Source organism: Pseudomonas sp. HY2-MNA-CIBAN-0224 (assembly GCF_040310285.1).
Taxonomy (GTDB): domain Bacteria; phylum Pseudomonadota; class Gammaproteobacteria; order Pseudomonadales; family Pseudomonadaceae; genus Aquipseudomonas; species Aquipseudomonas helleri.
In genome coordinates this window covers 1-19,100 of the sequence record NZ_JBEOPQ010000011.1, presented here as the reverse complement: position 1 = coordinate 19,100, position 19,100 = coordinate 1, and the positions used below count along the sequence as shown (strand labels likewise).

Here is a 19,100-nt window from a genome sequence, read left to right as displayed (position 1 = left end):
CCCCGCTTTTGAATGAAAGCGAAGGTCCTGCGGCCCTTATCGCAGCCTGCGGCAGCGGCTACAAGGTATTGGTTACAACGCGAACGGTAGCGGCACGGTCACGGTTTGGCGTAAGGCCAAACGGCGTTCGAACTCACGCGGGTCGTGGATCAACACGTCTTGCCCCGCAAACGAGTGGGCCGCAATCAAACGTGACAACCAAAAGCGCACACAGGCCACACGCAACATCGTCGGCCACAACTCGGCTTCGCTGGCCGTAAACGGACGCAGCGCGGCATACGCACCCAGCAGTGCACGGGCACGCGGGGCGTCGAGCTGGCCGTCTTCGTCAGCACACCAGTCGTTCAGGGCAATCGCCACGTCGTAGAGCATTGGCCCCGAGCAGGCGTTGTAAAAGTCGATCAGCCCGGTCAGGTGCGTGCCTTCAAACATCGCGTTATCGCGAAACAGGTCGCCATGCAGGTTGGCCCTTGGCAAGGCCAGAATCTGCGCCTTGCGCTCGGTAATCTCAGCCAGCGCCTTTTGCAGCAAATCGGCCGCATCTGGCGACAAATCAGCCATCAATGCGGGCCCTTCCGCCAACATCCAGTCCAGGCCGCGGTCGGTTTTGCGTTCCAGCACGTTGTCACGCGTGGCCACATGCAAATGGCCCAACAGCTCGCCCACTTGGGCGCAATGTTGCGCGTTAGCCTCGCGAATGTGCTTGCCGGCCAGGCGCGGTTGCAGCAGCGCCGGCTTGCCTTTGAGCTCACGCAAGGCCTGGCCCTCGACGGTGCGCAGGGCAAAAGGCACCGGCAGGTCAGCGTCGTGGAGCACGTCCAGAAGCTCGATAAAGAACGGCATCTCTTTGATCGGGCCACGCTCAACCAGGGTCAGAACAAATTCGCCCTGCTCCAGGCTGATGAAATAGTTGGTGTTTTCGCTACCCGCGGCAATCCCCTGGAAATCGAGCAAACGGCCGAGATCATAAGGCGCAAGAAAAGTCTCCAGCTCCGGGCGAGTCAGTGGGGTGAATACAGACATGGTTTAAATTGCCAGTGCGGGCGCCGCGTGGGCGGCGCCAATTAAAGTTAAGACGCTATTTCCATTCGAAGATTTTCCACGAAGGAATCAGCATATCCGGCTGGTCGGAACGGATGAAGTTGGCATCAGTACCATCAGCGCGTACCAAAAAGTACGGCGGTGCTCCTTTTGGGGTCACCTTGATGGCATAAAGGAACCCGTTTTGACGGTATTCCTGAATGGTTTTATCGCCTTCCGTGCGAATGGTTACTTCTGGGTCACCGGTAGGTGCACTATCAGCCGCAAAGGTTACCAGCGGTGAGAATGCAAACAAGCCGGTCAACAACAGGCGATTAAGTGTGCGCATGATAACCTTGTCCCTTTGTCGTCATTGGTCCGGACATTCTAGCGCCGGACTCGCCGAAAAGGTTGATCCTGCTCATGAGCCAAGCACCCCTCGTCCTGGTGGACGGTTCTTCATATTTGTACCGCGCCTTCCACGCGCTTCCGCCGCTGACTACGTCCAAAGGCTTGCCGACCGGCGCCGTAAAGGGCGTGCTAAACATGTTGAAGAGTCTGCGCAAGCAGTACCCGGACAGCCCGTTTGCCGTGGTTTTCGATGCCAAGGGCGGGACATTTCGCGATGACATGTACGCCGAATACAAGGCCAATCGCCCGAGCATGCCCGATGACATGCGGGTCCAGATCGAGCCCTTGCACGCCAGCGTGATTGCCCTGGGCTTCCCGTTACTGTGCGTCGAAGGCGTTGAAGCGGACGACGTGATCGGCACCCTGGCCCGCAGCAGTGCCGCCGCGGACCGACCAGTGGTCATCTCCACCGGCGATAAAGACATGGCGCAGCTGGTGGATGGCCACATCACCCTGGTCAACACCATGACCGGCAGCACGCTGGACGTTGAGGGCGTCAAAGAGAAGTTCGGCGTCTCGCCCGAGCAGATCATCGACTACTTGGCGTTGATGGGCGATTCGTCCGACAACATCCCGGGCGTTCCGGGCATCGGCCCGAAAACCGCCTCGGGCTTGCTGGTGGGCGTCAACGGTGGCTTGGTTGAGCTGTACGAGCACTTGGACATCGTACCGACCCTGCCGATTCGCGGCGCAAAAAACCTGCCCGCAAAGCTCGAAGAACACCGTGAAATGGCATTTTTGTCGTACCAACTGGCCACGATCAAGATCGACGTGCCGCTGGACATCGGCCTCGACGACCTGCACCTCAAAGCGCCCGATTGCGACAAGTTGATCGAGCTGTACACCGAGCTGGAATTCAAAAGCTGGATCGCCGATGTTGAGCGCGACGCCAAGCGCGCGGGCCAGGTAATCACCCACGAAGCCCCTGCGGCGCCGACCGAAGAGCTGCAGTACGAAACCATCCTCGATCAGGCCCGTTTCGACGTGTGGCTGAAAAAGCTCAACGACGCCCAGCTGATTGCCTTTGACACTGAAACCACCGGGCTGGACGCGCAGCAAGCGCAACTGGTGGGTGTGTCGTTTGCGGTCAAGCCGGGCGAAGCGGCCTACATCCCGTTGACCCACTCCTACATGGGCGTGCCGGATCAACTGGACCGCGATACCGTGCTGCGCGCGCTCAAGCCGCTGCTCGAAGACCCGAACAAGGCCAAGGTCGGCCAACACGCCAAGTTCGACATCAACATCCTGGCCAACTGCGCCATTGGCGGTGATCAAGCCAACGGCATCGCGGTGCAAGGCGTGGCCTTCGACACCATGCTGGAGTCCTACGTGCTCGACTCCACGGCCACCCGCCATGACATGGACAGCCTGGCGCTGAAATACCTGGGCCACACCACGACCAGTTTTCAGGACATTGCCGGCAAAGGCGTCAAACAGCTGACATTTGACCAGATCTCGCTGGAGCTGGCCGGGCCGTATGCCGCAGAAGATGCTGACGTGACCCTGCGCCTGCACCACGTCTTGCACGAAAAACTGCAAGCGATCCCGAGCCTGAACAGCGTGCTGACCGATATTGAAATGCCGCTGGTGCCGGTTCTGGCCCGTATTGAGCGCCAAGGCGCGCTGGTGGACGCCAAGCTGCTGGGCGTGCAGAGCGTTGAGCTGGGCGACAAAATGGTGGCGCTTGAACGTGAGGCGTTCGAGATTGCCGGTGAAGAATTCAACCTCGGTTCACCCAAGCAATTGGGCGTGATCCTGTACGAAAAACTCGGCCTGCCGATCATCAGCAAAACCGCCAAAGGCCAGCCTTCGACGGCCGAAGCGGTGCTGGCAGAGCTTGCCGAGCAAGACTTCCCGCTGCCCAAGGTGCTGATGCAGTACCGCTCGATGAGCAAGCTGAAAAGCACGTACACCGACCGTCTACCCGAGCAGATCAACCCACGTACCGGGCGCATTCACACCTCGTATCACCAGGCGGTCACGGCCACCGGGCGCTTGTCGTCCAGCGACCCGAACCTGCAGAACATCCCGATTCGTACCGCCGAAGGCCGCCGGATCCGTCAGGCGTTCGTCGCGCCCAAAGGTTACAAACTGCTGGCAGCGGACTATTCGCAGATTGAACTGCGGATCATGGCCCACCTGGCCAAGGACGAAGGGCTGCTGCACGCCTTCCGCAACAACCTGGACGTGCACAGTGCCACGGCGGCCGAGGTGTTTGGCGTCGACCTGAGCGATGTCACCACCGACCAGCGCCGCAGCGCCAAGGCGATCAACTTCGGTTTGATCTACGGTATGAGCGCCTTTGGTCTGGCCAAGCAGATCGGTGTCGACCGCAAACAGTCGCAGGCCTATATCGACCGCTACTTTGCGCGCTATCCGGGCGTGCTGGAGTACATGGAGCGCACGCGCACCCAGGCGGCCGAGCAAGGTTATGTCGAGACTATTTTTGGTCGTCGCCTGTACCTGCCCGAGATCAACGCGAAAAACCCGGCGTTGCGCAAAGGCGCTGAACGCACCGCGATCAACGCCCCGATGCAGGGCACCGCGGCGGACATCATCAAGAAAGCCATGGTGGCTGTGGATAACTGGCTGACGGCCTCCGGCCTCGACGCCCGCGTGATCTTGCAGGTACACGACGAACTGGTGCTCGAAGTACATGAAGACCTGGTGGACCAGGTGCGCGACGAAATCCGCCTGCACATGAGCGAAGCGGCCACGCTGGCGGTTCCGCTGGTGGTCGAAGTGGGGGTTGGCGATAACTGGGACGAGGCGCACTAAAAGCGCCCTAAACCTGTAGCCGCTGCCGCAGGCTGCGATGGGCTGCGCAGCGGCCCCGCTTTTCGAAGGGCCTGCGGCCCTTATCGCAGCCTGCGGCAGCGGCTACAACGTTCGCGCTTTGCCCTGGCATCAAAATTAGTTTTTAAGCCACAGGAACTAAACCTGCTTAACACAACTCAGATTATTTGAATGGCTGGTGAAGCCCTTCAATGCTCCTAATGTTGTGTTAAGTGTTGGCAGATTCTGGACCCCGCCCCTAGCGGTCCAGTACTTGAACCCCGAACTTCCCTCCCCCATACGAAGTCCGGGGTTTTTTTTGCCTGCCATTTTTACTCGGCGCTTTCTTCTTCGCCTTTGTTCGGCAGTTCCAGCCAATTAGCCAGCACGGTGTACGCCTCTTCCAGGCCCATGCGCTTTGGCGAGGAGAACAGCTGGATGGTCACACTGTCGCCCCACTTCTTGCGGATGTCAGACTGAATTTTGAGCAGCGTGTTTTTAGCAGCGCCGTACGTCAGTTTGTCGGCTTTGGTCAGCAAAATATGCATCGGCATGCCGCTGGAGACGGTCCAGTCGAGCATCAACAGGTCGAAATCGGTCATTGGATGACGAACATCCATCATCAAGACCACGCCTTTGAGGCTCTCGCGGCTGCCGAAATACGCCTCAAGGTGACGCTGCCAGTGCATTTTCAACGGGATGGGCACTTTCGCGTAGCCGTAACCCGGCAAGTCGACCAGGCGACGGTCTTCGTCCAGCTTGAAGAAGTTCAGCAGCTGCGTACGGCCCGGGGTTTTCGAAGTACGCGCCAGGCTGGCGTGGGTCAACGTGTTGAGCGCACTGGACTTGCCGGCGTTGGAGCGCCCGGCGAAGGCGACTTCAAAGCCTTCGTCATCGGGGCATTGATCAACCTTGGCAGCGCTGAGCATGAAGGTAGCCTGTTGGCACAGACCGAGAATGGGGTTCTTGAGTTGCATGGGATTTCCGATGTGAGCGGCGTCAGGAATGGACGCGGCGTGCGTGTCGTTTCCGTTTCAGTGGCGCCAGTATATAATGCCGCAGATTTTGTGTGTGCTTTGTCCCGGCGTAGGACGAAGAACAAGAGCCAGGGTGCGCATTAGAACGCATCACGCTCCCAACCCTGAAAAAATCGTTTAAACGAATTGGCTGCTGCCGGTGCTTTGATGCCGCCTGACAGCGTTCAGGCTACACAGGATCCGGAAGCCGTGTACAACCGCGTTTGTATTGCCTGCCATGAAGGTCAGCGATTCATAACACCGAAACCGGGTGTAAAGGCCGAGGGTAAGTTAAGCAGACGTTGGTGCAACACGTGCCCCAGGGTGAAAAGGCGATGCCGCCGCGTGGTGTGTGCACGGACTGCAGTGTCGAGGATTACCAGCCAATCATCCAGTGGATGAATGAGTAAGCCCGGCCATAACTCTTAACCCTTAGCCGTAGTTGGATTAGCTGATGAACAAATTTTTCGTGAGTCTGCTGTTGACCATGGGCGTTAGTGGTATCGCCCAGGCCGCAAGCACCGCCCTTGTGGGTGATGCCGCCGCCGGTCAGGCAAAAAACGCTGTCTGTGGCGCGTGTCACGGCCCCGACGGCAATAGCATGGCCCCCAACTTCCCCAAACTGGCCGGGCAAGGCGATCGCTACCTGCTCAAGCAACTGCATGAAATCAAGGACGGCAAACGCCAGGTCCTTGAAATGACCGGCCAGTTGAATAACCTGAACGATCAGGACCTCGCGGACATCGCCGCCTACTACGCCAGCCAAAAAAGTTCTGTCGGCGCTGCTGACCCGGCCCTGGTTGCACGCGGAGAGGAGCTGTTCCGTGGCGGTGACCTGCAAAAAGGCCTGCCCGCCTGCACCGGCTGCCATGCACCGGACGGCCAGGGCAACGCACCTGCCGGCTTCCCCCATGTGGGCGGCCAACACGCCAGTTACATCGAGAAACAGCTCACTGACTTCCGCGAAGGCGATCGTACCAACGACGGTGATTCGATGATCATGCGCGCTATTGCAGCCAAGCTGAGCAACAAGGACATCAAGGCGTTGGCCAGCTACATTCAAGGTCTGCACTGATTTGTGTAGGCAGGATGCAGCCAACCCGCAATGCATTTATTGACGTTAACGGTCGTTTAATCTTTGAATGTAAGCGTGTCAGGGCAGCCCAGGCTGCCCTTTTTCCTGCTATCTGCCGCTACACTACCGAACTCAAGCCAGAACAGACCTGTCTTAAAACAGGCCACGTCAGGCGACCTTATTTGTCCAGGAGTAAAGCATGCGTAATCTGATTCTCAGCGCCGTTCTCGTCAGCGCCTCCCTGTTTGGCATGACTGCTCAAGCGGCCGATGTCCCGCTTGAAGCCGGCAAGACCTACGTTGAGTTGGCGAATCCCGTTCCGGTTGCTGAGCCTGGCAAAATCGAAGTGGTTGAACTGTTCTGGTATGGCTGCCCGCACTGCTATGCATTTGAGCCGACCATCAATCCTTGGGCGGCAAAGCTGCCAGCTGACGTACATTTCGTTCGTATCCCGGCCATGTTTGGCGGCCCATGGGACGCACACGGCCAACTGTTCCTGACCCTGGACGCCATGGGCGTAGAGAACAAAGTGCACGCGGCGATCTTCAATGCCATCCAGAAGGAAGGCAAACGTCTGACCGACAAAAACGACATGGCTGATTTCGTGGCCACTCAAGGCGTCGATAAAGACAAATTCCTGCAAACCTTCGACTCTTTCGCCATCAAAGGCAAAATTGCCCAGGCTAAAGAACTGGCCAAGAAGTACGAGGTTTCTGGCGTCCCTACCCTGATCGTCAACGGTAAGTACCGCTTCGACCTCGGCACCGCAGGCGGCCCGGAACAAGCGCTGAACGTGGCAGACCAACTGATCGCCAAAGAGCGCGCAGCTGAGAAAGCGGCGCCACAAGCGGCCAAAAACTAAGCGGCGCCCTCTCCCGTGCGGCGCTGGAAGAGCGAACGAATCGTTGGCCTGCACGAACCGCAGGTCAACGAAGATCATGTGCCGGGCAGTGGCCTGGCGGATGATAGACGCTTGCGTTTGCTCAGTTTCAATATCCAGGTCGGTAACAGCACCCACAGTTACCGCCATTACCTGACCCGCAGCTGGCAGCACCTGCTGCCACACAAAGGGCGGGCAGGTAACCTGGAGAAAATAGGCGACCTGTTGAGCGACTTCGATCTGGTCGCGCTGCAGGAAGCCGATGGTGGCAGCCATCGCTCTGGCTACATCAATCAGGTCAAGTACCTGGCCCAACAGGGCGAATTCCCCTACTGGTATCAACAACTCAATCGCAACCTGGGTCGCCTGGCGCAGCACAGCAATGGCGTGCTCAGCCGTTTGCGCCCCTCTGCCATTGAAGATCACCCTTTGCCAGGCCCCGCAGGGCGTGGCGCCATTTTAGTGCGCTTTGGGGACGGCCCCGATGCGCTGATCGTCGTCGTAATGCACCTGGCGCTGGGCACTAAAACCCGCACCCGGCAGTTGGCGTACGTTCGCGAACTGATTAGCGGCTACCAGCACCAAGTGCTGATGGGCGACATGAACACACACGCCAGTGACCTGCTCGACACCTCGCCGCTGCGCGATCTCGGCTTGCTGGCGCCGCAAATGCAGGCCACCTTCCCCAGTTGGCGGCCGCAACGTTGCCTCGATCATATTTTGCTCAGCCCAAGCCTGACCCTTGAGCGCGTGCAAGTGCTCGACCAGCCTATTTCCGACCACTTACCGGTGGCGGTTGATATCCGTCTGCCGGGCTCTGTGGGCGGCGACTTGTTGCCAGTGCTGAGCCCGCCTCATGAGCCACTGGCATGAGCGCCGATGACGCCTCACGCTGGAAAGAAAAGTACCTGAAGAGCGTCGAGCAACAAGACAAGCTCGAACGGCGCTGGAACGCCCGCCTTGATCTGTTGCGCCGTGGCCTGGTGCGCAGCACGCTGGCGGCCGAAGGCACCGACCGCACTGTTGACCAGTGCATGAAAGAAATGCGCGAAGCCGTGCGCACCGATGACATGGACGCCCCGTTGGCGGCCCTGCTCCCACGCCTTGAAAAAGCCGTGCTCGACTCCGAGCAACGCCGCGAAACCCGCATCGACCAAATGAGCGTCGCGCTCAACGCGCTGGTCACGCAGTTGCAAGCCCTGCCCTTGCCCCGCGACGTCAGCAAACCGCTAAAAGCGTTCGCCAAGCAACTCGATAACCGGGTCACCCAGGCGCGTGAAATCCCGCTACTGCTGAGTGAACTGAGCACCTTGCAGGGCCGCGCGCTGGCGCCACAGCAGCACACCGCTGAAGCGGCCAAGCCGGGCCTGTTGCAGCGCCTGTTTGGCACTCAAGAAGCTGACAAGGCCGATCTGCCCGAAAGCCCGGCACCCGCTCCCGTGCCAGTGCCCGCTCCGCCAAAAGTGTCAAGCGCGCCAGCCCCCAGGCCAACCGCCCCTGCGGCTCCCGAGCTGCCTGAAGCCATACCCGCACACGCCCAGCCTGAAGCCAACGTTGAGCCGCCACCTTCTGAGCCTCCAGTTCCGGAGACGACAGTCCCGGAGCCTGAGGTCGTCGATGAAGCGGTCGTCATCGGCGCCCTTGAATCGGTTGTAGCGCTCGTCGACGCCGAAAACGCGCGCCTCGAAGAGGGCGTTGAGGCGCCTGAACCTGCCGAGCCCGCAGCAGACTCAACCTTTGCCCTGCCCGAAAGCCCCGAGCCCACTTACAGCTCAGTAGCGGAGCATATTGAGTCCACCCTGCTCGGCTTGTTGAACGACCTGTCGCTGCCTGAGCACCATCGGCCCCAGGCCGAGCTCATGCGCAAGCGCCTCGAAAAAGGGCTTAACTGGTACGAATTACTGCCGATCCTCGATGATCTGGCGATTTTGATGCTGGCCGTTACTGACAGCGGCCAGCATGAGTTTGAAACCTACCTCAAGCAGCTCAATGAGCGCCTGGAGTCGTTTCAAAGCAACCTGCAAACCGCCAGCGCCGGGCACGCCCTGGGGCGCTCCGAGGCTGAGCAACTGGACAACCAGATACGCGAGCACGTCGACAGCCTGCAAAGCAGCGTGCAAGACGCCGTCGACCTGAACAGCCTCAAGCACATCCTCGAAAACCGTCTTGAAGGCTTGCTGGGCACGATGGACCACCACCGACAGCAACGGGACGCCCGTGAACAAGAGCTGTGCGCCCACCTGCAAGGCCTGTCCGAACGCGTGGCCTTCATGGAGCAGCAAGCTCAGGGTTACCGTGAACACCTTGAAGAACAGCGCCTCAAAGCCTTGATCGACCCGCTGACCGGGCTGCCTAACCGGGCGGCCTGGAGCGAACGGCTGGCCCATGAAGTTGTGCAATGGCAAACCCACGGCAACCCGCTGTTGATCGCCATGCTCGACCTTGACCACTTCAAGCGCATCAACGATGGCTATGGCCATCTGGCCGGCGACAAAGTGCTCAAGATCATCGCCGCACAATTGACCAAACACCTGCGCCCCGGCGATTTTGTGGCACGCTTTGGCGGCGAAGAGTTTGTCCTGCTCATCCCCAACACAGCGCTGCCTGCGGGCCTGCAATTGCTCGAAACGTTGCGCGCGGCCATTGAGGCCTGCCCGTTCCACTTCAAGGGCGAGCCGGTCACGCTCACGGCGTCTATTGGCGTGGCCCCCTTCGCCTTGGGCGAGCGCAGCGAACAGGTGCTTAAACGCGCTGACGAGGCCTTGTACCGGGCCAAGCACAAGGGCCGCAACGCAATAGAGTTCAGCCAGGCTTCAGCGTGACGCCCTGCCCGCGCAGGCAGCGTTCAGATACGTTCCGGGACCAGTCATGTATGCTGGCCAATTAATTGCTCAGATACCTTTTTTGCCATGAAATTTTTATCGTTGATCGTCTCTTTTATTCTGCTGGCCGGTTGCGCCAGCGGCCCGCGCATGGACACCAGCCACCCCTCGGCCAACCACGACAGCCGCGTGCAGTTCATCGTGCTTCACTACACCTCCACCTCGCTTGAGCGCTCATTGCAGTTGCTGACCAGCGGGCCGGTGAGCAGCCACTACCTGATTGGCGATACGCCCCCGACCATCTACAAGCTGGTCGATGAGAGCCAACGCTCCTGGCACGCCGGTGAAAGCCAATGGCGAGGCCGCACCTGGCTCAATTCAAGCTCGATTGGCATCGAGATCGTCAACCCGGGCTACCACGACACCCCGACCGGCCGCGTCTGGTACCCCTACACCGAAGGTCAGATCCAGTCGGTGATCGCGCTGCTCAAAGACATCTCGACGCGCTACAAGATCGACCCGCACAACATCATCGGTCACAGCGACATTGCGCCGTTGCGCAAGCTCGATCCGGGCCCGATGTTCCCCTGGAAACGCCTGGCCGAGGCCGGTTTCGGGATCTGGCCAAACGCCCAGGCCGTGGCCAGCGAACAGGCCCGCTATGCCAACGCGATGCCCAGCATCACCTGGTTCCAGCAGCAATTAGCGTTGTTGGGTTATGAGACGCCGCAAACCGGCGAACTGGACGTTGCCACGCGCCACGTGTTGGCGGCGTTCCAGATGCACTTCAGGCCTTCGCGTTTCGACGGCACCCCTGATGCAGAAAGCGCGGCGATATTGAACGTGCTGAATACGCAGCGGTAGAGCTATTGAAGCTGCGCAGTTCCTGTAGCCGCTGCCGAAGGCTGCGATAAGGGCCGAAGGTCCTTCGGGCAGGGTCGCTGCGCAACCCATCGCAGCCTGCGGCAGCGACTACCAGCCCTTACAGCGGCAGCGCCATGTAGAACTGCGTGCCTTGCCCCGGCCGTGAGTACACGCCAATTCGCCCGCCGTGCAGTTGCACAATCTCTTTGCACAACGCCAGGCCCAAGCCCGCGCCGCCCTTTTTCCGGCCCACTTGTACGAAGGGTTCAAAGATACGGCCTTGCTGGCCGTAGGCAATGCCCTCGCCACTGTCTTCAATGCTCATGATGACCCGCTCCCCGTGACGCCGCGCTTGCAGGCGGATTTGCCCGCCACTGGCGGTATGGCGCAAGGCGTTGTCCAGCAGGTTATCCAGCACGCGCTCCAGCTGCGCCTGATCAGCATTGAGCACCGGCAGTTCCGGCTGCAGATCAATCAATAGCTCGATGTTCTTGGCCGTCGCCCGATCGGCAAACCGTGCACGGGCCTCGTTGAGCATCTGCTCAAGGTTGCACGGGGCCAGCGTGAGCTTTTGCAGGCCGTTCTGATAACGCGAGAAATTCAGCAGGTCGTTGATCAATTGCATCAGCCGCTGCATCTCTTCGTTAACCGTGTTCAGCAAATCGGTTTCACGGGACTGCGGGTCAAAGCGTGCGCGCTCCAGAAACAAGCCAAACGCCATGTGCATGCCCGTGACCGGGGTGCGCAGCTCATGGGAGGCGCGCAACACGAACTCACTGCGCACGCGCTCAAAGGCCCGCTGCTCGGTCACATCGTGCAGCACCATCACCGCCCCAAGGATCGGCCCTTTGGGTTGGCTGACCGGTGTCAGGCTGTACGTCAGCAGGCGGGTTTCGCCCTCAATGTCGACGCTCAAGTCTTCAGGCGCGCGCTCAAGGCTGCCGCCGCGCAAGACCGTCAACAGTTGCTGGTCGAGTTCCGGGCGGCCCAATGCCTCGCCCAGCGGCTGGCCCAGACGGCCCTCGTCCCAGCCCAATTGGCGCTGGGCCACCGGGTTCAAATGCTCCAGGCGGCCTTGCTGGTCGATCATCAGCAGGCCGTCATCAATACTGTCGAGCACCGCCTGTAGCCGTTGCTGGCCCGCCAGCAGCTCATCGACGTTGGTTGCCTGATGCTGGCGCAACGCCTCGGCCATGGTCCCGAAACGACGGGTCAGCAGGTTCATTTCCGCCGCAGAGGACAGCGGCAGCACGACCTCATAGTTGCCTTTGCCGATGTTGTCAGCGGCCTTGGCCAATGCTTCGATGGGTGCGCCAAAGCGGCGGGCGATGCCATGGGCTGTCACAAAGCCGATTATCAGCACCGCCAGCCCGACCAGCCCCAGCAAGCCGGCAATGATGATGGCGCGATCACGGGCAGCCGCTTGCGCGGTGTAGATGTTATCGAGTGCCTTGCGGTGCTCTTCGATCAGACCATTGCGCAATGAGTTGAAACGGTCGGAGAGTTCCTGGTCACTGCCGATATCCAACGCGTTGGCATGGGCTTCTTTAAAGGCTTCCAGAAAAAGCTCGTAGTCCTCACGGGCTTGAGCAAAACCATTGTCCAGCTTGTGTTCGCGCTCATGCTCCATCCCTTCATCGAGCAAGGCCAGGTACTCGTTCGCCGACGATTCCAGCGCCTTGGGATCAGGGTGGTTGCGCAGCATCAGGATCAACTGGTCACCCAGGGTCTGACGCAGCTTGAGGCCCAAATCCAGGGTGATGAAGTTGTTGCGGATCAGCGCCTCCTGGGATTTGGCCATCTGCATCACGCTGACCACGCCCAGCAACAAGCCCAGCAGCGCCACCGTTATCAATGCCGAAATGCTCAGGAACAACCGGGTCCGCAGCTTGATCGCAAGTTTCATCAGATATGGCTCACAGGTTGTATTGCTTGCGCTTGCGATAGAGCGTCGAGGCGTCAATCCCCAGCGTTTTTGCCGCTTGGTCCAGGGTGTCACTGGTCGCCAGCACCGCACCGATGTGGGCTTTTTCCAACTGATCGAGACTCAAGGCCGCGCCAATACGCGGCGTATTGGGGGCGGTTTGTTCGGCCATGCCCAAGTGGCTGATTTCGACCACTTCTTGCGGGCAAATAATGCTGGCCCGTTCCACCACGTTACGCAGTTCGCGAATATTACCCGGCCAGCGGTAGTTAGACAGCGCCTGGCGTGCCTCCGGGCTGAAGCCGCGGGCAGGGCGGGCGTACTCTTTAACGAAGCGGGCCAAAAACCGGTCGGCCAACGTCAGGATGTCTTCACTGCGCTCGCGCAGGGGCGGCAAGTGCAAGGTGATGACGTTCAGGCGGTAGAGCAAGTCTTCACGAAAGCGCCCGTCGCGCACCATGTCTTCAAGGTTGAGGTTGGTCGCGGCGAGGATGCGCACATCGGCGCGGCGCGTCACGGGGTCACCGACACGCTCGTAGACCTTGTCCTGAATAAAACGCAGCAATTTAGGCTGCAAGGTCAGCGGGAAGTCACCGATTTCGTCCAGAAACAACGTGCCGCCGTCCGCCTGGCTGACCCGGCCCAAGGTGCTTTCGCTGGCCCCGGTAAAGGCGCCACGGGTGTGGCCGAACAACTCGCTTTCCATCAATTCTGCCGTCAGCGACGGGCAGTTAATGGTCACACAGGACTTTTTGGCGCGCTTGCTCCAGCCATGAATCGCTTGCGACAACTCGCCTTTACCCGTGCCGGACTCGCCGAGAATAAGGATGTTGGCGTCGGTGCCGGCGACCTGCCGGGCCGTTTCCAGCACGGCCATCATGGCCGGGCTATGCGAGTCGAGCCCGTCTTTGGGCTTGCGCACTTCACCTTCAAGCGCTTCGAGGCGGGCAGACAGTTGGCGTACTTCCAGTTGCTTGGCGGTGGCCAGGCGCAGTTGGTCAGGGCTGCACGGCTTGACCAGATAGTCAGCCGCACCGGCCTGAATCGCATCCACGGCGGTGTCGACAGCGGAGTGCGCGGTCACAATGACAACCCGCATCCACGGCGCTTGAATACGCATCTGGGCAAGCACATCCAGGCCGTTGTCCTCGCCCAGGCGCAGGTCCAGAAAACACAGGTCAAACACCTGACGTTGCAGCAGGGCGTCGGCTTGGGCCGCGCTATTGGCCGTGGCGACGGTGTACCCCTCGTCTTCAAGGCAATAGCGGAACGTGCGCAAGATAGCGGATTCATCATCGACCAGCAGAATGCGGCCCTGTTGCTCTTTGGATGATTCCATATCCGGCGTTCCTTTATGAGTGATCTTGGTTAGTGTCGGAATAATCGGGCAAGTTGCATGATTTTTCAGGAATGATTCAGAGGCTAACAGGGAAGGGCGTTGGACACCTCCTGTAACGCTCTGATTTTAAAGATTTTAGCGCTGCTGACAGCGGCATTGTCGAGTCCGATAAATTCTCCGGTGGCCTGCTGGAGCCGCATTCAGCGGGCAGCACTGTAGCGCGCTGGCGCTGATCGTGCAGAACGCACGGTGCCATCAGAGCTCATCGTGCAGGTTGCTCGCGTCGACCCTCTTCAAAAATCTGTAAGCGACTGATTTATATAGAATTATTACTTTCAAAAAAACTGGCATGCAGCCTGCAATATCTCTCGCATAGCCGTCACTGCCCCATGAGCGCAGCGGCGACACCCTCATAACAACAGCGAGTGGCAGGAGTTTGAGCATGAATCGTCAAGGTTTCGCCAGTCTGGGTATGACTTCACAGCACCTGCAGCAGGGCCTTTTCACCAGCTTGGCGCTGGTCATGACGCTCATCGGCGGCCAGCAATGGGCACATTGGCAGCAGCCCGCCCCAGCGCAATCGGTGCCAGCCCACGCCATCGCTGCTCAACAGACTCACTTCAGCGCCATTCGCTCCACGGCGCTGGGTTCTAGCACCCCGATGGGCCGCTATGACCTGGCAGCTTCTGAAGACACGCAAACCGCCAACACTCAATCCGTTCCGGAACGTTGGGTGTTTTAAGTGTTCACACGCTTAAGACCCTGACCGGGCCTTGAGTTGCAAAACGGCATCACCCTTTCGCACAGAAATAAGGAGATTCACCATGTTGAGCTGGGCAATTACCTTCCTGATCATCGCCATCATCGCAGCAGTATTGGGCTTCGGTGGCATCGCGGGCACGGCTACCGGTATCGCCAAGATCCTCTTTGTCGTATTCCTGGTGATGTTCGTTGTGTCCTTCATCTTTGGTCGTCGTGGTCGAGGCTGACGATGTACGGTCGATCCCTTAAGGCAATGGCGGCTGCCCTGTTGATGGGCAGCAGTGCCATGACCCTTGCCGCCAATGACGGTCAGTCCCGCGCCAACCAACTGTTGAGCGACCCGGACTACCGTCAGGCGTGGCAAAAAGTGGTTAAAAAAAAGGAGCGCTTGCCTGAGTGGGTCATGAACCTCTCTGGCAGTGCCGAGCAAATGAATGCGGTGACGCAAGACGGTGCCCCGTATTTAGTCGGCCCTTTGTGCGAAAACGAGCAATCGTGTTCCACCCAACGGCTGATAGTGGCGGTGAGCTTTGACAAAAAGCATGCCTACGCGTTGCTGGTTGAAGTGCCTGCGGGGCTGCCAACGGACAAATCGCCTGCACGTCATGCCGATTTCCGATACTTGGGCAAGCCTGACCCTGAGATCCAGGCGCTGCTCAAAGAGCAATTAAAGAAAGACCCTAACTGGTATTGAATGCCGGGCAGGGCGACAACGCTGTTTTCGAGTGCCAAAAGCCAAGGTTTTGCCTTGGTTTTTTTGCGTCTGCCGGACACTGCCTTTCGTCGGTAATTGCTTATCCCAGTTCATTTTTTCTGAAAAAGATGTGGCTTGAACTACCCTTTGAAACGTCGACCGTATATCGACTATTGGCAAATTGATGGCTTCTCATTTTTCGATTTGTGTTGTGGGATATTTCCGAAATGTTAGCGCTGTCTGCGAGCCTTCTTTAATGCCAAAAAGGCCTTGAAACAGCCGGTTTACGGCGGTTATGTCATCTATTCTGTCAGTGCAACCCTCCTGATTTTTGAGGTCTTGTCGGACAAAACCCATGCCGATTCGGCATAGGGTAGGCGTTTACGGCATTAGACGGTAACGCCGTGCATGGGAATAGTTGCGCCTTTTTTCGCCTGCCAAAGAGCCAGTCCGGCTCGATTTGGGCGACCTTCTACGGGGGTACAGGTTGGACTTTTCTGCGCTCTTGAGCGCTCTAGTCCGAGCCTGTACCCGAGTCCACTTGAAGTAAGGGTAATGACATGAAGAAGGCAAAACTTAGCCTCGCCTGGCAGATCCTAATCGGTCTGGTCCTCGGGATTGCAATCGGCGCACTGCTCAACCATTTCAGTGCTGAAAAGGCCTGGTGGATCAGTAACGTCCTGCAACCTGCAGGCGATATCTTTATCCGTCTGATCAAGATGATCGTAATCCCAATCGTGATTTCTTCACTGGTTGTCGGGATTGCAGGCGTGGGGGATGCGAAGAAACTCGGTCGCATCGGTCTAAAAACAATTATTTACTTCGAAGTGGTCACCACCATCGCGATCCTGGTCGGCCTGGTGCTGGCCAACGTGTTCCACCCGGGCGCCGGGATCGACATGAGCACGCTGGGCACGGTGGATATTTCCAAATATCAGGCCACTGCCGCTGAGGTGCAGCATGAACACGCGTTCATCGAGACCATCCTCAACCTGATCCCGTCCAACATTTTCGCAGCCATGGCTCGCGGTGAGATGCTGCCGATCATCTTCTTCTCGGTACTGTTCGGTCTGGGCTTGTCGAGCCTGAACGCCGAGCTGCGCGACCCGCTGGTGAAAACCTTCCAGGGCGTGTCCGAGTCGATGTTCAAAGTCACTCACATGATCATGAACTACGCGCCAATCGGTGTGTTTGCGCTGATCGCCGTGACCGTCGCCAACTTCGGCTTCGCCTCGCTGGTGCCATTGGCCAAGCTGGTGGTGCTGGTGTACGCGGCCATCCTCTTCTTCGCCTTCGCGGTACTGGGCCTGATCGCCAAGCTGTTCGGCTTCTCGGTGATCAAGCTGATGCGCATCTTCAAGGATGAGCTGGTCCTGGCTTACTCCACCGCCAGCTCCGAAACCGTATTGCCACGCGTGATCGAGAAGATGGAAGCCTACGGTTGCCCGAAAGCGATTTGCAGCTTCGTGGTACCGACCGGCTACTCGTTCAACCTTGACGGTTCGACCCTGTACCAAAGCATTGCGGCCATCTTTATTGCCCAGCTGTACGGCATCGACCTGTCGATCAGCCAGCAACTGCTGCTGGTGCTGACCCTGATGGTCACCTCCAAAGGCATCGCCGGCGTACCGGGCGTGTCCTTCGTGGTACTGCTGGCCACCTTGGGCAGCGTGGGCATCCCGCTGGAAGGCCTGGCCTTCATCGCCGGTGTAGACCGTGTGATGGACATGGCGCGTACCGCCCTCAACGTCATCGGTAACGCCTTGGCCGTACTGGTCATCTCGCGCTGGGAAGGCATGTACGACGCCGCCAAAGGCGAGCGTTACTGGAACTCGCTGCCGCACTGGCGCAGCAAGGAAGCCGCCAAAGGTTAATCACCTTCGCCTGGCGCTTCACTCCCCAAACCCCGGACTTGTCCGGGGTTTGTTGTTTTAGGCGTCACGACTTTTCCTCTCCTGTAGCCGCTGCCGAGGAACGAAGGCTGCGATGGGTTGCGCAGTGACCCCAAACGGCGGTCCTGCGGCCCGCATCGCAGCCTTCGTTCCTTGTCAGCGACTACAGGTTTTGCGAGTTCTGCGTTGAACGCCATTTTGCCAACCTCCCGGCGTTTGTCGTTTCTGAGGTCTGGCCGGTATCATCTGCCGCACTTATTAGGAGTTTCCCGATGCTTAACGGCCTATGGCTCAGCTTTTTCCTTGTCGCCACGGTGTCGGCGTTTGCCCAATGGCTGGTCGGGGGAAATGCCGGGATCTTCGCGGCCATCGTTGAAAGCATCTTTGCCATGGCCAAGCTGTCGGTTGAGGTGATGGTGCTGCTGTTTGGCACGCTGACGCTGTGGCTGGGGTTTCTGCGGATTGCCGAAAAGGCCGGCATCGTCGACTGGCTGGGCAGGGCGCTGGGGCCGCTGTTCAAGCGCCTGATGCCGGAAGTGCCGCCCGGCCATCCGGCCCTGGGCTTTATCACCCTGAACTTCGCAGCCAACGGCCTGGGCCTGGACAATGCCGCCACGCCGATCGGCCTCAAGGCCATGCGCGCGCTGCAAGAGCTGAACCCCAGCCCGACCAGCGCCAGTAATGCGCAAATCCTCTTCTTGGTGCTCAACGCCTCGTCGCTGACCCTGCTGCCCGTCACGATCTTTATGTACCGTGCCCAGCAAGGCGCGCCAGACCCCACGCTGGTGTTCCTGCCGATCCTGCTGGCCACCAGCGCCTCGACCCTGGTGGGCCTCTTCTCGGTGGCCATCGTGCAGCGCCTGCGCCTGTGGGACCCGGTGGTGCTGGCGTACCTGATACCCGGCGCACTGATTCTGGCGGGCTTTATGGCGCTGCTGGCGAGCCTGTCAGCGGCGGCGCTGGCGAGCTTGTCCTCGATCCTTGGCAACTTGACGCTATTCGGGCTGATCATGCTGTTTCTGGTGATCGGCGCGCTGCGCAAGGTCAAGGTTTACGAGGCGTTTGTCGAAGGCGCCAAAGAAGGCTTCGACGTGGCCAAGAACCTGCTGCCGTACCTGGTGGCGATGCTCTGCGCAGTGGGCGTATTGCGGGCCTCGGGCGCACTGGACTTTGGCCTGGACGGCATTCGCCATCTGGTCGAATGGCTGGGCTGGGACACGCGCTTTGTCGATGCGCTGCCCACGGCGATGGTCAAACCGTTTTCAGGCAGCGCGGCGCGGGCGTTGCTGATTGAAACCATGCAGACCAAAGGCGTCGACAGCTTCCCCGCCCTGGTGGCCGCAACCGTGCAGGGCAGCACGGAAACCACCTTCTATGTGCTGGCGGTGTACTTCGGTGCGGTCGGCATCCAGCGCGCCCGCCACGCCGTGAGCTGCGCCTTGCTGGCAGAGTTCTCAGGCGTGGTGGCGGCGATTGCGGTGTGCTACTGGTTCTTCGGCTAAACCGCGTAGGAGCGAGCTTGCCTCGCGATCTTTTGATCTTAAAGAAGATCGCGAGGCAAGCTCGCTCCTACACGTAATATCCGCAAAAACATCTGGTTAATTTTCAGCCCGCGCATTAGCTTAA

General features: G+C 59.3%; 16 protein-coding genes and 1 pseudogene. 12 read left to right on the top strand and 5 right to left on the bottom strand.

The features are described 5' to 3' along the window. Window positions 1-72: 72 nt before the first annotated feature. Together AAEZ03_RS08065 and AAEZ03_RS08060 are read right to left on the bottom strand one after the other, a co-directional pair. Window positions 73-1,023 (bottom strand): homoserine kinase, encoded by a 951-nt coding sequence (locus AAEZ03_RS08065; protein ID WP_262123203.1) that lies wholly within the window; start codon window positions 1,021-1,023, stop codon window positions 73-75. A gap of 55 nt (window positions 1,024-1,078) precedes the next feature. Next, the gene (locus tag AAEZ03_RS08060) at window positions 1,079-1,369 is read right to left on the bottom strand and encodes a DUF2782 domain-containing protein (RefSeq protein ID WP_048372475.1); all 291 of its coding nucleotides are present in this window, start codon (window positions 1,367-1,369) and stop codon (window positions 1,079-1,081) included. 74 nt (window positions 1,370-1,443) lie between these two features. Between AAEZ03_RS08060 and polA the strand changes: the two genes are divergently transcribed. Beyond that, the gene (gene polA, locus AAEZ03_RS08055) at window positions 1,444-4,209 is read left to right on the top strand and encodes a DNA polymerase I (RefSeq protein ID WP_282364687.1); all 2,766 of its coding nucleotides are present in this window, start codon (window positions 1,444-1,446) and stop codon (window positions 4,207-4,209) included. 329 nt (window positions 4,210-4,538) lie between these two features. Here the strand turns inward: polA and yihA are convergent, their stop codons facing one another. Beyond that, entirely contained in the window at window positions 4,539-5,183 is a 645-nt protein-coding gene (gene yihA / locus AAEZ03_RS08050; protein WP_153334465.1) for a ribosome biogenesis GTP-binding protein YihA/YsxC, read from the bottom strand. 207 nt (window positions 5,184-5,390) lie between these two features. Between yihA and AAEZ03_RS08045 the strand changes: the two are divergent. The 6 genes and pseudogenes from AAEZ03_RS08045 (at window position 5,391) to AAEZ03_RS08020 (ending at window position 10,863) form a co-directional block, all read left to right on the top strand. Next, window positions 5,391-5,651: pseudogene (locus AAEZ03_RS08045) on the top strand (c-type cytochrome). A 25-nt stretch (window positions 5,652-5,676) separates the two neighbouring features. Further along, a complete protein-coding gene (locus AAEZ03_RS08040) occupies window positions 5,677-6,297 on the top strand; it encodes a c-type cytochrome (RefSeq protein WP_350577563.1) in 621 nt (206 codons plus the stop codon). Between the two features lie 199 nt (window positions 6,298-6,496). Beyond that, on the top strand, window positions 6,497-7,159 hold the full coding sequence (locus AAEZ03_RS08035) for a thiol:disulfide interchange protein DsbA/DsbL (RefSeq protein ID WP_048372480.1): 663 nt from the start codon (window positions 6,497-6,499) through the stop codon (window positions 7,157-7,159). A 15-nt stretch (window positions 7,160-7,174) separates the two neighbouring features. Continuing rightward, the gene (locus tag AAEZ03_RS08030; RefSeq protein ID WP_048372482.1) at window positions 7,175-8,050 is read left to right on the top strand and encodes an endonuclease/exonuclease/phosphatase family protein; all 876 of its coding nucleotides are present in this window, start codon (window positions 7,175-7,177) and stop codon (window positions 8,048-8,050) included. Then, entirely contained in the window at window positions 8,047-9,999 is a 1,953-nt protein-coding gene (locus AAEZ03_RS08025; RefSeq protein ID WP_350577558.1) for a GGDEF domain-containing protein, read from the top strand. The genes AAEZ03_RS08030 and AAEZ03_RS08025 overlap by 4 nt, the downstream gene beginning before the upstream one ends. A gap of 87 nt (window positions 10,000-10,086) precedes the next feature. Then, on the top strand, window positions 10,087-10,863 hold the full coding sequence (locus tag AAEZ03_RS08020) for an N-acetylmuramoyl-L-alanine amidase (protein ID WP_350577555.1): 777 nt from the start codon (window positions 10,087-10,089) through the stop codon (window positions 10,861-10,863). Between the two features lie 118 nt (window positions 10,864-10,981). On the opposite strand, the gene AAEZ03_RS08015 is transcribed toward AAEZ03_RS08020, so the two are convergent. Beyond that, window positions 10,982-12,769 carry a KinB sensor domain-containing domain gene (locus AAEZ03_RS08015; RefSeq protein ID WP_314917757.1) on the bottom strand — a complete coding sequence of 596 codons (1,788 nt, stop codon included), beginning with the start codon at window positions 12,767-12,769 and terminating at the stop codon, window positions 10,982-10,984. A 10-nt stretch (window positions 12,770-12,779) separates the two neighbouring features. Then, window positions 12,780-14,126 carry a sigma-54-dependent response regulator transcription factor AlgB gene (algB, locus tag AAEZ03_RS08010; protein WP_350577551.1) on the bottom strand — a complete coding sequence of 449 codons (1,347 nt, stop codon included), beginning with the start codon at window positions 14,124-14,126 and terminating at the stop codon, window positions 12,780-12,782. A 442-nt stretch (window positions 14,127-14,568) separates the two neighbouring features. On the opposite strand from algB, the gene AAEZ03_RS08005 reads away from it, so the two are divergent. The 5 genes from AAEZ03_RS08005 (at window position 14,569) to AAEZ03_RS07985 (ending at window position 18,976) form a co-directional block, all read left to right on the top strand. Next, window positions 14,569-14,868: a hypothetical protein gene (locus tag AAEZ03_RS08005; protein WP_262123186.1), complete on the top strand. Its 300-nt coding sequence runs from the start codon at window positions 14,569-14,571 to the stop codon at window positions 14,866-14,868. Window positions 14,869-14,950: 82 nt separating this feature from the next. Next, window positions 14,951-15,115 (top strand): DUF1328 domain-containing protein, encoded by a 165-nt coding sequence (locus AAEZ03_RS08000; protein ID WP_019828122.1) that lies wholly within the window; start codon window positions 14,951-14,953, stop codon window positions 15,113-15,115. Window positions 15,116-15,117: 2 nt separating this feature from the next. Further along, a complete protein-coding gene (locus tag AAEZ03_RS07995; protein WP_350577547.1) occupies window positions 15,118-15,582 on the top strand; it encodes an inhibitor of vertebrate lysozyme family protein in 465 nt (154 codons plus the stop codon). Between the two features lie 560 nt (window positions 15,583-16,142). Continuing rightward, window positions 16,143-17,456 (top strand): glutamate/aspartate:proton symporter GltP, encoded by a 1,314-nt coding sequence (gene gltP / locus AAEZ03_RS07990; RefSeq protein WP_048372502.1) that lies wholly within the window; start codon window positions 16,143-16,145, stop codon window positions 17,454-17,456. 290 nt (window positions 17,457-17,746) lie between these two features. Continuing rightward, window positions 17,747-18,976 carry a spore maturation protein gene (locus tag AAEZ03_RS07985; protein ID WP_048372504.1) on the top strand — a complete coding sequence of 410 codons (1,230 nt, stop codon included), beginning with the start codon at window positions 17,747-17,749 and terminating at the stop codon, window positions 18,974-18,976. The last annotated feature ends 124 nt before the right edge of the window (window positions 18,977-19,100 follow it).

What these genes read in the sequence shown, in the direction of transcription:
- AAEZ03_RS08065 (WP_262123203.1), bottom strand. Translation starts at nt 1,023, where the DNA reads ATGTCTGTATTCACCCCACTGACTCGCCCGGAGCTGGAGACTTTTCTT.
- AAEZ03_RS08060 (WP_048372475.1), bottom strand. Translation starts at nt 1,369, where the DNA reads ATGCGCACACTTAATCGCCTGTTGTTGACCGGCTTGTTTGCATTCTCA.
- polA (WP_282364687.1), top strand. Translation starts at nt 1,444, where the DNA reads ATGAGCCAAGCACCCCTCGTCCTGGTGGACGGTTCTTCATATTTGTAC.
- yihA (WP_153334465.1), bottom strand. Translation starts at nt 5,183, where the DNA reads ATGCAACTCAAGAACCCCATTCTCGGTCTGTGCCAACAGGCTACCTTC.
- AAEZ03_RS08040 (WP_350577563.1), top strand. Translation starts at nt 5,677, where the DNA reads ATGAACAAATTTTTCGTGAGTCTGCTGTTGACCATGGGCGTTAGTGGT.
- AAEZ03_RS08035 (WP_048372480.1), top strand. Translation starts at nt 6,497, where the DNA reads ATGCGTAATCTGATTCTCAGCGCCGTTCTCGTCAGCGCCTCCCTGTTT.
- AAEZ03_RS08025 (WP_350577558.1), top strand. Translation starts at nt 8,047, where the DNA reads ATGAGCGCCGATGACGCCTCACGCTGGAAAGAAAAGTACCTGAAGAGC.
- AAEZ03_RS08020 (WP_350577555.1), top strand. Translation starts at nt 10,087, where the DNA reads ATGAAATTTTTATCGTTGATCGTCTCTTTTATTCTGCTGGCCGGTTGC.
- AAEZ03_RS08015 (WP_314917757.1), bottom strand. Translation starts at nt 12,769, where the DNA reads ATGAAACTTGCGATCAAGCTGCGGACCCGGTTGTTCCTGAGCATTTCG.
- algB (WP_350577551.1), bottom strand. Translation starts at nt 14,126, where the DNA reads ATGGAATCATCCAAAGAGCAACAGGGCCGCATTCTGCTGGTCGATGAT.
- AAEZ03_RS08005 (WP_262123186.1), top strand. Translation starts at nt 14,569, where the DNA reads ATGAATCGTCAAGGTTTCGCCAGTCTGGGTATGACTTCACAGCACCTG.
- AAEZ03_RS08000 (WP_019828122.1), top strand. Translation starts at nt 14,951, where the DNA reads ATGTTGAGCTGGGCAATTACCTTCCTGATCATCGCCATCATCGCAGCA.
- AAEZ03_RS07995 (WP_350577547.1), top strand. Translation starts at nt 15,118, where the DNA reads ATGTACGGTCGATCCCTTAAGGCAATGGCGGCTGCCCTGTTGATGGGC.
- gltP (WP_048372502.1), top strand. Translation starts at nt 16,143, where the DNA reads ATGAAGAAGGCAAAACTTAGCCTCGCCTGGCAGATCCTAATCGGTCTG.
- AAEZ03_RS07985 (WP_048372504.1), top strand. Translation starts at nt 17,747, where the DNA reads ATGCTTAACGGCCTATGGCTCAGCTTTTTCCTTGTCGCCACGGTGTCG.